This window comes from Aquiflexum balticum DSM 16537, assembly GCF_900176595.1.
Lineage (GTDB): Bacteria > Bacteroidota > Bacteroidia > Cytophagales > Cyclobacteriaceae > Aquiflexum > Aquiflexum balticum.
Genome location: NZ_LT838813.1, coordinates 2,586,204 through 2,600,486, shown reverse-complemented (window position 1 = coordinate 2,600,486; position 14,283 = coordinate 2,586,204). Strand labels below are relative to the sequence as shown.

9 protein-coding genes are annotated in these 14,283 nt (G+C 42.1%); all 9 read left to right on the top strand.

The annotated features are described in order from the left end of the window. Positions 1 to 65 precede the first annotated feature (65 nt). The 9 genes from B9A52_RS11120 to galK all read left to right on the top strand — a co-directional run bounded on the left by B9A52_RS11120 (position 66) and on the right by galK (position 14,256). On the top strand, positions 66 to 1,742 hold the full coding sequence (locus B9A52_RS11120; protein WP_084120536.1) for a sodium:solute symporter family protein: 1,677 nt from the start codon (positions 66 to 68) through the stop codon (positions 1,740 to 1,742). Further along, the gene (locus tag B9A52_RS11115) at positions 1,739 to 4,048 is read left to right on the top strand and encodes an FAD-dependent oxidoreductase (RefSeq protein ID WP_084120535.1); all 2,310 of its coding nucleotides are present in this window, start codon (positions 1,739 to 1,741) and stop codon (positions 4,046 to 4,048) included. The genes B9A52_RS11120 and B9A52_RS11115 overlap by 4 nt, the downstream gene beginning before the upstream one ends. A gap of 13 nt (positions 4,049 to 4,061) precedes the next feature. After that, positions 4,062 to 4,598 (top strand): glycoside hydrolase family protein, encoded by a 537-nt coding sequence (locus B9A52_RS11110; RefSeq protein ID WP_084120534.1) that lies wholly within the window; start codon positions 4,062 to 4,064, stop codon positions 4,596 to 4,598. Between the two features lie 21 nt (positions 4,599 to 4,619). Continuing rightward, the gene (locus tag B9A52_RS11105; RefSeq protein WP_084120533.1) at positions 4,620 to 5,705 is read left to right on the top strand and encodes a glycoside hydrolase family protein; all 1,086 of its coding nucleotides are present in this window, start codon (positions 4,620 to 4,622) and stop codon (positions 5,703 to 5,705) included. A 37-nt stretch (positions 5,706 to 5,742) separates the two neighbouring features. Continuing rightward, positions 5,743 to 8,085: a DUF5703 domain-containing protein gene (locus B9A52_RS11100; RefSeq protein ID WP_084120532.1), complete on the top strand. Its 2,343-nt coding sequence runs from the start codon at positions 5,743 to 5,745 to the stop codon at positions 8,083 to 8,085. Positions 8,086 to 8,088: 3 nt separating this feature from the next. Further along, a complete protein-coding gene (locus B9A52_RS11095) occupies positions 8,089 to 10,629 on the top strand; it encodes a glycosyl hydrolase family 95 catalytic domain-containing protein (RefSeq protein WP_084120531.1) in 2,541 nt (846 codons plus the stop codon). Between the two features lie 100 nt (positions 10,630 to 10,729). Further along, positions 10,730 to 12,667 carry a discoidin domain-containing protein gene (locus B9A52_RS11090; protein ID WP_172805200.1) on the top strand — a complete coding sequence of 646 codons (1,938 nt, stop codon included), beginning with the start codon at positions 10,730 to 10,732 and terminating at the stop codon, positions 12,665 to 12,667. Positions 12,668 to 12,819: 152 nt separating this feature from the next. Continuing rightward, positions 12,820 to 13,047 carry a hypothetical protein gene (locus B9A52_RS25495; protein ID WP_157370124.1) on the top strand — a complete coding sequence of 76 codons (228 nt, stop codon included), beginning with the start codon at positions 12,820 to 12,822 and terminating at the stop codon, positions 13,045 to 13,047. A gap of 63 nt (positions 13,048 to 13,110) precedes the next feature. Further along, the gene (gene galK, locus B9A52_RS11085; protein WP_084120530.1) at positions 13,111 to 14,256 is read left to right on the top strand and encodes a galactokinase; all 1,146 of its coding nucleotides are present in this window, start codon (positions 13,111 to 13,113) and stop codon (positions 14,254 to 14,256) included. Positions 14,257 to 14,283: the final 27 nt, after the last annotated feature.

Below are 14,283 nucleotides of genomic sequence, written 5' to 3'. Positions count from 1 at the left end.
CTACCCTTAAAAATTAAATTAACAATATTCATTAATATCAAATTTCAGGAATTCCAAAAACCTCTATGCAACAATTAGATTATATTACCATTGTATCCTTTTCTCTGATTATCCTGATAGCGGGGCTTTCTTTTGGCAAAAAAGGTTCTGACATGAAGTCCTTTTTTGCTGCAGGGGGATCTGTCCCCTGGTCAATGAACGGATTGTCACTATTTATGAGTTTTTTTTCGGCTGGTACTTTTGTGGTTTGGGGTTCCATAGCATACAAGCATGGTCTTGTTGCGATTACCATCCAAATGGCCATGTGCATTGCGGGTTTTGTAATTGGGTATTTTATTGCTCCTAGGTGGTGGAATTCCAAAGCCCTAACAGTCGCTGAGTTTTTGACAAACAGGTTTGGAAAGAAAATTCAACAATATTACACTTACATTTTTCTCTTTCTTTCCCTTGGGTATACAGGTGCATTTCTCTATCCGGTAGCCAAAATCCTGAATGTAACAACAGGCTTTGATATTAACTATGCCATTCTTTTGCTGGGCGGAATGATCATGATTTACACCGCTGTTGGAGGATTATGGGCAGTGGTAGTAACAGATGTTTTACAATTTGTAATACTCACTGCAGCCGTTTTATTGGTAATTCCTCTTTCTATCAAAGAGGTAAACGGCCTGAATAATTTCATTGCCCAGGCTCCTGAACAGTTTTTCAATGTTTTCAGCGGGGAATACACCTACTTATTTATAATTGCTTTTACTTTTTACAACATCGTATTTGTAGGCGGGAATTGGGCATATGTACAACGCTACACTTCAGTTAAAGACAGTAAATCCTCAAGCAAAGTGGGCTACTTATTTGGAATTTTGTATCTTATAAGTCCATTTATTTGGATGCTCCCCCCCATGATCTATAGGGTGTTAAATCCTGATTTACAAGGACTGGAAGCAGAAGGTGCATACCTGATGATCTGCAAGCAGGTACTTCCTGTTGGGGTTTTGGGATTGATGTTAGGTGGGATGATCTTCGCTACGGCAAGTTCTGTGAATACCTCACTCAATTTGGCAGCAGCAGTTTTGACCAATGACGTTTTCAAGCCATTAAGACCGGCTTCTTCAGACAAAACCTTGATGAAAGTAGCAAGATGGGCTACAATTCTATTTGGAATTGGGACGATAATGGTGGCGTTTATGGTACCAATGGCCGGCGGTATAGTAGAAGTTGTATTGAGTATCGCTGCCATTACGGGAGGTGCCCTTTACGGACCGGCGATTTGGGCTTTATTTTCCAAGAAGCAAACTGGCAAATCAATCTTGGGAGTTACCGCAATCAGCTTGGTTATCAATGTTTTCTTCAAATTTATAACTCCAATAGCCTTGGATTTTGCTTTAAACAGAACCGAAGAACTCATTCTTGGAGTAGGCATACCTTTTACGCTCCTGTTACTTTATGAAATATTTGCTCAAAAGAAACACTTCCCATTTCCTACATTGAAATCATCTGTAATTGATAAATCGGAAGAAATCGTTGAGAATGGACAAAATGAATACGGTATCAAGGTCTTGGGGTTTTCTTTCATAGCAATAGGCCTTTTATTTTGTGTACTTTCCATTTGGGGTGGAAATTCCACCATTTATCTGATCATCATAGGAGCTCTTATTATTGGATTAGGAGTTTTTTTATACATGCATGTAATTAATAAATCCAAAAAAACTTATCTTATTCAACAGCGACAGATTAAAATATGAAAAGAGAAAACTTTGTAGTCGGAAAAAGAAAGTTAAAAACAGATACCATTGTTTCAGATTTGGTAATTGTAGGAGGTGGATTGGCAGGAACATGCTGTGCGATCACTGCTGCAAGGCATGGCGTAAAAGTAACTTTGGTTCAAGATAGACCTGTCCTTGGAGGAAATGGTTCTTCTGAAGTCAGACTCTGGATACTTGGAGCTACTTCCCATATGGGAAACAACAATCGATGGGCAAGAGAAGGTGGGGTAGTCGATGAAATTCTAGTAGAAAACCTTTACAGGAATCCTGAAGGAAATCCTTTGATTTTAGATACAATTTTGATTGAAAAGGTAAGCTTGGAACCCAATATCCGTTTATTGCTCAATACAGCCGCCTACGATCTAAACAAAAAAGAAGATGATCAGATTGAATCTGTCCTGGCCTTTTGCAGCCAAAATTCAACAGAATACCTACTCAGAGCACCTCTTTTTGTAGATGCATCAGGAGATGGTATTTTGGGATTCCTCTCCGGCGCAGCTTTTCGGATCGGCGCCGAATCCAAGGAAGAATTTGATGAGGGATTTGCCCCCGATCTGACTTATGGGGAATTATTGGGTCACTCCTTATATTTCTACAGCAAGGATACCGGCAAACCGGTACGGTTTATACCACCCTCCTATGCCAATACAGAAATCACCAAATTGCCAAGATTCAGAAGCTTCAATCTCAAAGAACATGGATGTAGGCTATGGTGGGTAGAATATGGTGGCCGTAAAGATACTATTCATGACAGTGAAGAAATCAAATGGGAATTGTGGCGGGTCATTTATGGTATTTGGAACCATATCAAAAATTCCGGAGAATATCCGGATTCCGAAAATCTTACCTTGGAATGGGTAGGTACAATTCCCGGTAAGCGGGAAAGCCGTCGGTTTGAAGGGGATTATATGCTGACTCAAAAAGATGTAGTAGAGCAAAGACCACATTTTGATGCTGTTTCATTTGGGGGTTGGGCCTTGGACCTTCATCCTGCCGAGGGAGTTTTTGGCGATAAAGCCGGCTGCACGCAATGGCATAGCAAAGGAGTTTATCAAATTCCTTTCCGAACCATGTATTCCAAAAACATCAAAAATCTATTTCTAGCAGGTAGGTTGATCAGTGCAACTCATGTGGCTTTTGGTTCATCACGGGTTATGGCTACCTGTGCACACAATAGTCAGGCGGTCGCTATAGCTGCTATGCTTTGTGCAGAGCAGAATATGCTTCCGGCTGATTTATTGGAAAATGGTTTGATAAGGGAATTACAGAAAAGACTGATAAAATCAGGGCAGTATATTCCACATTTCCGTTTGGAGGATGAGTTAGACTTGATTAAAAGTGCTCAAATAGCAAGCTCCTCTGAATTTGAATTCAGAGGACTTCCTTTCGATGGACCTTGGTATTCCTTGGATTTTTCTATGGCTCAGATGATCCCAATCCAATCTGGAATAGTGCCTGGAATAAAAATCCAGGTAAAATCCGCCGTGAAATCAAGGCTATCTATAGAATTGAGAATTAGCGAGAAAACACAAAATTACACTCCGGAAGTCATCCTCGAACATTTGGAAATTGAAATTGAGCCAGGAGAAAATTTCTATTCGTTTTCTTTCGAGCATTCAATTCCATTTGCTCAGTATGCTTTTGTCACTTTTGTGGCCAATCCAGATATAATGCTGAAGTGCTCCAATCTGCGTGTGACGGGCTTACTTTCTGTTTTCAATAAGTTTAATAAGTCAGTGGCGACAAGCAGTAGGCAAGAACCACCGGCCGGAATAGGAATCGATTCTTTTGAATTTTGGGTACCGGAGCGAAGACCAAAAGGAAATAATCTGGCCTTTGAAATGGATCAAAGTCTCCGTCCTTTTTCAAAAGAAAATATAAGGAACGGAATTTTCAGACCTACGACTCAGCCAAATGCCTGGGTGGCTTCTTTGGAAGACCCTAATCCAACTATAACTTTAGAATGGACCCAAAAGCAAGAGCTTTCTGAGGTTCAACTTTATTTTGACACAGATTTTGACCACCCTATGGAATCCACTTTGATGGGGCACCCGGAAAGTGAAATTCCATTTTGTGCAAAGTCATTTAAGATTAAAGATGATTCAGGAAAAGTGATTTTACACCAATTGGAAAATCACCAATCCATCCAAAAAATCCGATTTTACATCCCTGTTAACACAGATAAACTGACTTTCGAATTTGAAAAAAGATTGGGATCCGTTCCCTTGAGTGTTTTTGGGATTAGCTGTTACAGTTTGACTAATGACCTAAATTTTCAGAGATAGTTAAGAGAAAAACATGGACAGGTATATTTTGTTTACGCTAGCTATTATTCTGATTGCACTTAGTTCATGTGAACAGAAAAAAAATACCATCGTTCCTGGAGAACTGGACCTACATTCAATGATTCAGCCTTTTGGTGGTCCTGTTGTCCATCTGACAGCTATAGCCGAAAACCCCGATGGGCCTTTTGTCAAACAAAACAATCCCATTTTCACTGCCCAAGATTTGGATTTTCCTGCAGAAGATCCATTTGTGTGGTTTCAGGACAACTGTTATTACGCCATTGTCAAAGACATGCAGGGTGCCTTTACCAAAGCCGGTCGCAGTTTGGTGCTTTTTTATTCATTGGACGGTCTGGATTGGAAACTGGCCAAAAATCCATTGGTTTCCGATTTGAATATAAAGATGGCTGATGGATCGGTCCAAAAACTGGAAGCACTTGAACGTCCACAGCTATTTTTTGAAGATGGAAAATTAGTAGCCTTGCTATGTGCAGTAAACGAAACATTGGGGCATTCCTATAATGTTCAGATTCCACTGAAAACCCCATAAAATGGAAATAAAGCTTTACTTATGAAAGTGAAAACTCTGTTATTAATACTATCTCTTAACCTACTAAAGTACACTTCTTTTGGACAAACCTTGGATTTGAATTCCAGGGTAATGCCTGTACCTCAGGAAAATAAATTTATAGATCCAGGCTACTTTGTCTGGTGTGGTTCGGTTACCAAGGGTGATGATGGTAAATTTTACATGCTTTATTCCCGATGGCCTCTCGCTGATGGTTTCGAATCTTGGCCAGTCACTTCGGAAGTCGCTGTGGCTGTTTCCAATCATCCCGGAGGACCTTTTAAACATTTGAAGGTCGCTTTGAAAGCTAGGGGCACTGATTTTTGGGACGGTTCGGCCACGCACAATCCTGCTGTCGTCAAGCATAAGGGAAAGTATTACCTCTATTACATAGGTACCGGCTGGGATCTTCCAATCGACAAACACGAATCCTATACCGATACATGGTGGAGGTATCGAAATACCCAGCGAATAGGCGTAGCCGTGGCAGACGATCCCGCGGGAGAATGGACACGCATGGACCAGCCAGTACTCAGTGTGAGTTCAGACTCTACTGCCCATGATGCCCTCATGGTCTCCAATCCAGCAGCCACATTTGACGATCAAGGCAGGGTAATTTTACTCTACAAGCAAGTCGGCAAAACCGAAAAGATCAGTGGGGGTGCGGTACGATTTGGGGTGGCGTTTGCCGATTCCCCATTTGGGCCTTTCAAAAAACACAATCAACCCATCTTTGAAGTCAAGGATGGTGGCAAAGACTGGATGGTGGCCGAAGACCCATTCATTTGGTTTCAGGATGGGAATTACCTAGCCATCGTGAGGGATGTTATCGGTAAGTTTACAGGCGATGAGGGGGCTTGGGCACTCATGGAATCTAAAAACGGAACGGACTGGCAGCCTGCCAAGCAGCCCAAAGTGATTGGAAGTACCTTCTTCTGGGAAGGAGGAATTCCCTCAGCTTCAAAACTCGAACGGCCCTGTCTTTATCTGGAGAATGGCCTGCCGATCTATTTATATGGGGCGACCCGGGCGGATACAGCACAAACTCTTTCATTCAATGTCGCTGTGCCCTTAAAAGTCCCAAATTGATCTTTCAGAACTAAAAAAACTTAAATTCTAACTTTACATGAACCATTTAACTCATCGCCTGTGCTTCTTTCTGTTGTTTTGGATTTCTCAGGCAGGAGTTGCTCTTGGGCAGCAAGTGGACCTGAATCCCTATCATGTCGTCTGGACTTCCCCAAGTAAAAACGCTTCAGAATCCATGCCTTGTGGAGGAGGAGATATTGGACTGAATGTATGGGTTGAAAATGGCGAAATTCTTTTTTATATGTCCCGGGCCGGTGCTTTTGACGAAAATAATATCTTCCCAAAGTTTGGGCGAGTAAGGGTAAAATTAACTCCCAACCCGTTTGAAAATGGAGAATTCAGACAGGAACTAAAACTAGCGGAAGGATATGTTGAAATTACAGGAAAGAAAGAAGGACGAAACTCGTTGGTGAAAATCTGGGTCGATGTTTTTCGTCCCGTAGTTCATGTGGAAACTGAAAGTTCGAGTCCTGTAACCGTAGAAGCTACCTACGAAAGCTGGAGATTTGCTGATCTGGAATGGACCAAACCGGCTCAGACATGGGCAAGTCTTGGGTTTAGAGATGCTCCGATAAATGCCATTGTCCGGGCTGATTCCATTCAATTTGAAGGTGAAAAGGTTCTTTTTTACCACCGAAACCGGAACGAGTCCTTATTTGATATTACCGTGACGCAGCAAGGTTTGAATCCAGTGAAAAATCAGCTTTGGAATCCATTGAAAAACCTGACGTTTGGCGGAATGATGTACGGAGAGCAAATGAAACCTGCGGGTACTACCTCGGGGAAATATGCTGATACCCCATTTAAGGGATGGAAGCTTCAAAGTGTAAAACCTGTCCGGAAAACCCATTTGAAGGTTTTCTTACACATTGACGAATCTCCTTCGGTGAACGAATGGAAAAAGGGATTGGCTGCCATTGAAAAAGAAGCTATTTCCGCCCAAAAAACAGCGGCTCAAAAGACCCTATCCTGGTGGGCGGATTTCTGGAACCGGAGTTATATAGTCATCAATCCAGGTAAAGCTGATCCCAAATCTCCGGAATGGCAGGTAGGACGCAACTATCAGCTTTTCCGCTACCAATTGGGTTGCAATGCCTACGGGAACTATCCGACTAAATTCAATGGAGGGCTTTTTACTTTTGATCCCGGTTATGTAGATCAAAATCTGCCTTTTACTCCTGACCACCGCAATTGGGGTGGTGGCACGCACACTTCCCAAAATCAGCGACTGGTTTATTTCCCCATGTTCAAAAGCGGGGATTTTGATATGCTGCCTTCGCAACTTGATTTCTACCTGCGCGCCTTACCCAATGCTGAAATCCGGACTGAATTTTACTGGGGTCACAAAGGCGCCTCATTTACAGAGCAATTGGAACAATTTGGCTTGCCTTTGGCCACTTCATATAGTTGGAATAGACCCGAGAATTTTCCAAAAGGAATAGAATACAATTACTGGCTAGAATATCAATGGGATACTCAGTTTGAATTCGCCTTAATGATGCTCGATTTAGAAAGATTTAATGGGGAAGACATATCGAAGTATATCCCCTTTATTGAAAGTGGATTGACCTTTTTTTATGAGCATTATCAATTTCAGGCAAACTCAAGAAGCCGCTCTACTTTTGACGGAGAGGGGCATCTTATTCTCTTTCCGGGTTCAGGAGCTGAGACTTACAAAATGGCCTACAATTCATCTTCTACCATTGCAGCTCTGAAAACAATTCTCACCCGGCTGTTGGAATTACCGGAGTCTTACCTCACGGAAGAAAAAAGAAACCACTGGAAGGAGGTTTTAAGTCGGATCCCACCCATTGCCTTCCGGGAAAAAGAAGGGTACAAAACCATATCTCCCGCATGGACTTGGGGGAGAATAAACAATCAGGAGATCCCCCAACTATACCCTGTCTATCCTTGGGGTATGTACGGCATAGGTCGACCCGACTTGGATATTGCTATCAATACCTGGAAATACGGAACCGATTTACCTATTCAAAAAAACTACGTCAGCTGGCATCAGGACGCAATTTTTTGCGCACGCTTGGGCCTGACTGAGGAAGCCGCAGCAGTAACTATCCAAAAACTACAGGATGCCGAGCGCCGATTCCCGACCTTTTGGGGTCCCGGACACGATTGGGTTCCTGACCACAACTGGGGAGGAAGCGGTATGATAGGATTGCAGGAAATGCTGATGCAGACAGTGGACAACAAAATCTACCTCTTTCCTGCCTGGCCAAAAGATTGGGATGTTTCTTTTAAGCTACATGCTCCATACAATACGACTATTGAAGGTGTCCTGAAAGACGGAAAAGTAATGAATATCAAAGTCTCCCCTGAATCTCGGCGAAGGGATTTGGAAATCATGCTTGACTCAACAAATTAAAAAATGCAAAAGATAAAATACGCGATTTACACAGTTTGCTTAGGCTTGTTTTCATTGGGAACAACCAGTGTGTTGTATGGGCAAAACCCTCTTTTTAAAGTGGAGTCCAATTATCTTTCCAAGCACGACATTCTGTATCAGACTCCTGCTTATGAAGGTTTTGAAGGATTTCCACTTGGGAATGGGGATATGGGCGGAATGATCTGGAACACAGATAATGGGGTTGAGGTACAGATTAATAAGAATGATCTGTTTGATCAGTCTCATGAGGAATCCCGGGCTACCCTTCGGGGAGGTGCGAGGCTGAGTATCGATTTTGGTGCACCGGGGTTTGATTGGATTTATCTTGATGAGTTTGACGGAAGGCTATCTATTCAAAATGCAGAAGTAACGCTAAAGGCTAAAACTCCTTTTATGGAAAACAGTGTCAGTTCATGGGTCGCACCGGAAAAGAACGTATGGTCTTTTCAGATAAAGTCAAAAAGTTCTGATCCTCTGACAGATGGTACAAAAATCAAGGTTTCACTCGAGCGTTGGGGTAGCCGTGCATTTCCCGGCTGGTACGGCTATTTTTCCAAAGAAACCAAAAGTGGATTGGGAAATACCCAGGTAAAGATCGAAGGGAATGACCTGATTTTGGAGGATTCGTTTGAAGGGCTTCAGTTCTCAGTGGCCTGCAGAATATTGGGAGAAGAAACCGTCCCCGAAGTGATCAGCAAAAACCGACTTGAATCAAAATCAGCCGGTCGGAGTTCTGACCGGGAGATCACGGTGATAGTCTCGATGGTGACCTCCAACGAATCTGAGCATCCGAGCAAATCTGCCATTGAGTTGCTAGATGACTTTGAAAAAGAGACCGTTCAGCGCGAAAAAGAAATCCATCAACAATGGTGGGAGGATTTCTGGGCGAAATCATTTGTACACCTTGAAGACGATTATATTGAGAATATTTATTACTTACGCCGCTATCTGATGGCAAGTTCCTCAAGGGGTAAATTCCCTGTGGTATTCAATGGGGGACTGTGGACATGGAACCACGATGTACGCAATTGGGTAACTCCACACCACTGGAACACGCAACAGCAATACTGGGGACTTTGCGCCCAAAATGACTGTGAGCTGATGATTCCTTACCTGAATACCTATTTCAATCTGATACCCAAGGCAGAGGAGCATGCTAAACTGCGAGGTGCCGATAATGCCATTCTGTGGGCGGAAGCACATGACTTTTTTGGAAGTATGACTTTCTGGGGACGTGAGGACATGCTCAATAATTTCACCCCTGCCAGTCAGATAGCAGGTTTGTTTTGGGAATATTACCAATTTACCGAAGACAAGGATTTTCTTGCTGAAAAGGCTTATCCATTCATGAAAAAGGCGGCAGAGTTTTATGTGCAGAAACTTCAATGGGACAGTCTCAAAAATGAATATTTTATTTTTCCTTCACAGCCATATGAAAATCCGCGTTCCAATTTTCTTCGCAATCCCATCACAGACAGGAACGTAATCATTTCAAATTTTACTAATTGCATCCATGCCGCCCGAATGTTAAAGGTGGATAAAAACAAAATTGAAGAATGGCAACATATTGTGGACAATATCTGGCCAATTCCCTATCAAACAGTCCCTGAGGCAGGTGAGATCATTTCTCATGCATGGTATCCTGACGGAACAATTTTTCCAAAAATTGAAGAAAGAGGCCGTTGGTTAAGCCATATGAGCGCTAGTACCTCCGCCGTTTTTCCTGCAAACCTTTTGGGAATTGATTCCGCCAATACCAGGGAGTATTACGCTATGGTCAATATGATACGTGATCGCTCACCAGATGTCAATGCCATTTCACCAGAGCCCATTGTAGCAGCCAGACTCGGTATGGGCAATGAGGTGTTATCGATGATGCACAATGGAATTCGGCGATTGCAGCACTTTCCGCAGGGTTTATTTTACAACATAGATCATTGGTATAACCTGTCCATTTACATGGATTCTCTGTCCAAACCGGATATCACAGCACAGCGAGACTACATCTACGATGAGCGGGCACACTACCCAAATAAGCTACCAGCCAAACCATTTATTCAAGCTGGCCTGGAACCCCATAGTATCTATGGCGCTGCAATAAATGAAATGCTACTACAAAGCAACGAAGGCAAAATCAGGGTTTTCCCGGCACTACCCGACAACTGGGCTACTAGCTTTACCTTACTTGCCAGAGGAGCTTTTGTCGTCTCATCCGAAATCGGAAAAGACGGTGCTATCCCCGGAATTTACATAGAAAGCCAAAAAGGAAATATATGCAGGATCGTCAATCCCTGGTCAGGTTCAGATGTGACGGTTTTGAGCATGAGCGAAAAGGGAAAGAAAATCAACTATAAAACAGATGCTAAGAATATTGTTGAATTTAAAACCATACCTGGATATACTTATCTGATCATCCCCAAGGGTAAGGAAGGAATATCTCAAAAAACACACTTTGAAGGTAGTCCAAATCAATCGCCCAAGAAGTTTTACGAAGCGATGTTGGGAAAAGAAAGGAATTTCTAAATATAGCTGCTGACAGCTAAAAAATCAGAAAGTGAAGTAGATCGGATTAAACTATGTGGCTGCTTTGAAAATCTGGCACATGAAAAATTTAAAACCTAATATGAAAAAATCTAAAATTAAAGCACTATTGCTTCTCTGCCTTGTCTACGGCTGTTACATTCAGCTCACTTTAGGCCAGCAAAAAAACAACTTGTCAATGACGGGTACGGCCACAGCCAGTTCTTCTCAGCCAGGATTTGAACCATCTAAGGCCATCGATGGAAAACCTGGACTGGAAAGTTCGTGGAAAAATACTCCAGATAATAAAGAGTCGTGGCTAATGCTCAAGCTTCCAGGTGCCACTGAGATCAGCGAACTAAGTATTCAAATACCGGAAGAGGCTACAGTAATTTCAGATTTCAAAATTCAGACAATTCTCAACGGCTCTTGGAGGAATGTCAAAGAAGTTGTTTCCAGTACATCCCATCAAGTAGAAGTAACCTTTGACCAGCCTATCCTTACTGATCGGATCAGGCTGTGGATACCAGGAGATTCCCCTGTGACCATCTCTGAATTCGCAGTCTATGGACAACATTATGTGGATTCTACTGCCACCGCTGTAAAGAAAATCCTTGTCAACCAAAGTGGCTATAACCTGGGCCGTCCCAAGCGCTTTTCTGCTCCAAACCTTGCAGATAAATCCCCATTTGAAATCATTCAAACAAAAGATCGAAAAGTACTGCACACAGGGATCATCGAAAAAGGGAAGGGAGATTTCTCCGAATTCAATCCAACTTCTTCTGAAGAATTTATCATCATATCTGGTCAAGAAGAATCATTTCCTTTTCGAATTGGACCCTATTGGTTGGAGCGGGTAACTTACCGCAACATGGTCGATTTTATGATCGGAGCCCGGCATTATGTTGGCACCACCGATTTGATCAGACCTTTGTCATTTGAATGGCGGGATGGTGATTTTTTCAATTGGGCCTTGCAAGGAATGGTGGCGCTGTACCTTTCCAATCCTGAAGCTTTTGAACGAATGGAGAAAACGGTCACTTATGTTCCCAACTCCTCTTTTCCAAATGAATACAATGGACTTTGGGGAGCTTTGCAACCTTACAAGGAAGATGCACCGGATATCATCAAACTCATTCACTGGGATGCTGATGTGAAAATCTCCCAAGGATTGGAACATGAGATGCAAAAAGCTGAGCTTGCTCATTTTCTATATGCATGGCCTTATTTGGAAAAATGGTTGCCACAACAAAATTTCGATATTGTGTATCAATATCTTATTGAGAAATGGGAGAAAGCCACTGTCAAACCCAGTTCAACTTCACAATATGACCTCAGTCCTGAGCATAATTTATTGGCTCTAAAAACCCAATTGGGGACTACCAAAGGAGAGATGCCTCCAGGATATTCAGTAATTCCAAATTTGATGATGTATGAGGTCACAAAAAAAAGAGGAGAAAAAGATGCTGAGAAGTACTTTGAGGCAGCATACAGGCAAATGGAATGGATGATTCAAAACCTGGACTGGAAAGATCCAATCGTGACTAAAGGCCAAAGAATGTCCGAACACATGACCATGAGGGCATTTGCTTATTTTCAAAATAAGTTTCCGGACAGAGCTCCGCAAGGTTTGAAAGAAAAGGTGACAGAATGGGCCAAAGTAGTTGTTTCTAGATCAGACAATTATTGGGATTTCAGAAAATATTCCGACGATGGAGATTGGGTACCACCAAGCTGGAATGAAACAGGAAATGTCTTGGGATTTCCTGCCGCATTATTTGCTGCCATGTCCATAATTGAAGATAAAAGCTTATTGGAAAGGTTGGAGGTATTGGCATGGTCTCATTTCGACAATGCTTTTGGAAGAAATCCTGTAGGAAGACATTTTTCCCACAAAGGTCCTGAAGAAATTGAAGGCGTGGATTTGGGATGGTACAGTGCCCACCTAGGTGGATATGGCTTGCTTGAGGAGGTGAGATTTGTATTTGATGGTTCGCCAAAATCATTCCATTATCCCAATAATCCTGAAGTGGAAATTTAGGTTGGACAGAAGGTTGGGTTCAATTCAATACTGCTTTTAATGTGAGTATGGCCTACTCGGCTAATCATTATACTAATTTAGAAGTATCAGCAGCATCCAAAAATAAACTTGAAATTCGATTGGTCGCACCTTTAAATTTTGATCCTAATACAATGGAAAGCGTTTCTGTAAGGGTTCAAAATGAGCAAGGACAAAGTTTCTCAGTCACGCTAAGTGAGGAGTCTGCCTACTCGGATACTTTCGTTGGAAAGCTCAGCATTACAAAATCCGGAATAACATCAGGTAATGAGACCATCAAATGGAAAAAAGGAGAAACAATTAAGGTGTCATATGGTCTGGGATATTTTCAAAAAGATGCAACTTACTTAAGAATGGATTAGCAGTTGAAATTGCCGGGTGAGATATTTTTTTTCAATAAATCTATTTGTTTTATTGCATCGCCTATGAAGAAACCTATTGAGTCCGTATTTAAAAAGTTATTTTCTAAAGAGCCTTTATTGGTCTTTTCCCCTGGAAGGATAAATCTTATCGGAGAACACACCGATTACAATGAGGGATTTGTGATGCCGGCTGCTATCGACAAGAAAATGATTGTGGCCATCGCTGCAAACCAAAGCCGTCAAGGGCGAATTTATTCCATGGATTTCGATGAGGAATTTGCTTTTGATCTCGATTCCTTTGGTCCTAAAAAAGGACATTGGGCCACTTACGTAATGGGTGTAGCAGCCCAATTGCAACAAGCGGGATACGAAGTCCAAGGATTTGATATGGTTTTTGGCGGAGATATCCCTGTCGGGGCTGGTCTATCCTCTTCTGCCGCATTGGAAGCAGCTGTTGGTTTTGCCTTGAGTGAATTGTTTGATTTCAAAATACCCCAACGCTCTTTGATTCATTATTCTCAAAAAGCAGAACATGTTTTTGCCGGAGTACAATGCGGCATCATGGACCAATTTGCCTCAGTAATGGGAAAAAAAGAACATGTCATCCGGTTGGATTGTAGGTCACTGGAATTCCAGCATTTTCCCCTTCACCTTCCTGACCATTGCATTTTATTGATCGACACTTGTGTGAAACATTCCTTAGCAGATTCCGCCTATAACAAAAGAAGGGAAGAATGCCAAACTGGTGTAACCGCTGCCCAAAAACTTCATCCTGAAATCAAATCCCTTAGAGACATGGATTTGGAAATATTGGCAGGCATTCGAGATCAAATAAGTGATCCGGTATTTAATCGATGCAAATATGTCATTGAAGAAAACGAAAGAGTTATAAAAGCATCCGATTCTTTGGATAATTCTGATTTATCCGGTTTTGGAAAAATAATGTACGCATCCCATGCAGGTTTGTCTGAACTGTATGAGGTCTCCTGCGAAGAACTTGATTATCTGGTTGATTATACCAAAAACCTTGATTTTGTTTTGGGAAGCAGAATGATGGGAGGTGGCTTTGGAGGCTGCACCATCAATATTGTAGAAAAAAGTAATCTGGAAAAATTACAAAAAATGATTTCCAGGGATTTTGAACTAAAATTCGGAGCGAAGCCGAAGTTTTACGAAGTCAGTCTGGAAAATGGGACTGGATTATTGTAGCTATTTTCGTACCTTAAGAATCGGTTT

Bases quoted from the DNA above. Each gene is read 5' to 3' on its own strand.
- B9A52_RS11110 (WP_084120534.1), top strand. From the start codon at position 4,062: ATGGACAGGTATATTTTGTTTACGCTAGCTATTATTCTGATTGCACTT.
- B9A52_RS11105 (WP_084120533.1), top strand. From the start codon at position 4,620: ATGAAAGTGAAAACTCTGTTATTAATACTATCTCTTAACCTACTAAAG.
- B9A52_RS11100 (WP_084120532.1), top strand. From the start codon at position 5,743: ATGAACCATTTAACTCATCGCCTGTGCTTCTTTCTGTTGTTTTGGATT.
- B9A52_RS11090 (WP_172805200.1), top strand. From the start codon at position 10,730: ATGAAAAAATCTAAAATTAAAGCACTATTGCTTCTCTGCCTTGTCTAC.
- galK (WP_084120530.1), top strand. From the start codon at position 13,111: ATGAAGAAACCTATTGAGTCCGTATTTAAAAAGTTATTTTCTAAAGAG.
- B9A52_RS25495 (WP_157370124.1), top strand. From the start codon at position 12,820: ATGGAAAGCGTTTCTGTAAGGGTTCAAAATGAGCAAGGACAAAGTTTC.
- B9A52_RS11095 (WP_084120531.1), top strand. From the start codon at position 8,089: ATGCAAAAGATAAAATACGCGATTTACACAGTTTGCTTAGGCTTGTTT.
- B9A52_RS11120 (WP_084120536.1), top strand. From the start codon at position 66: ATGCAACAATTAGATTATATTACCATTGTATCCTTTTCTCTGATTATC.
- B9A52_RS11115 (WP_084120535.1), top strand. From the start codon at position 1,739: ATGAAAAGAGAAAACTTTGTAGTCGGAAAAAGAAAGTTAAAAACAGAT.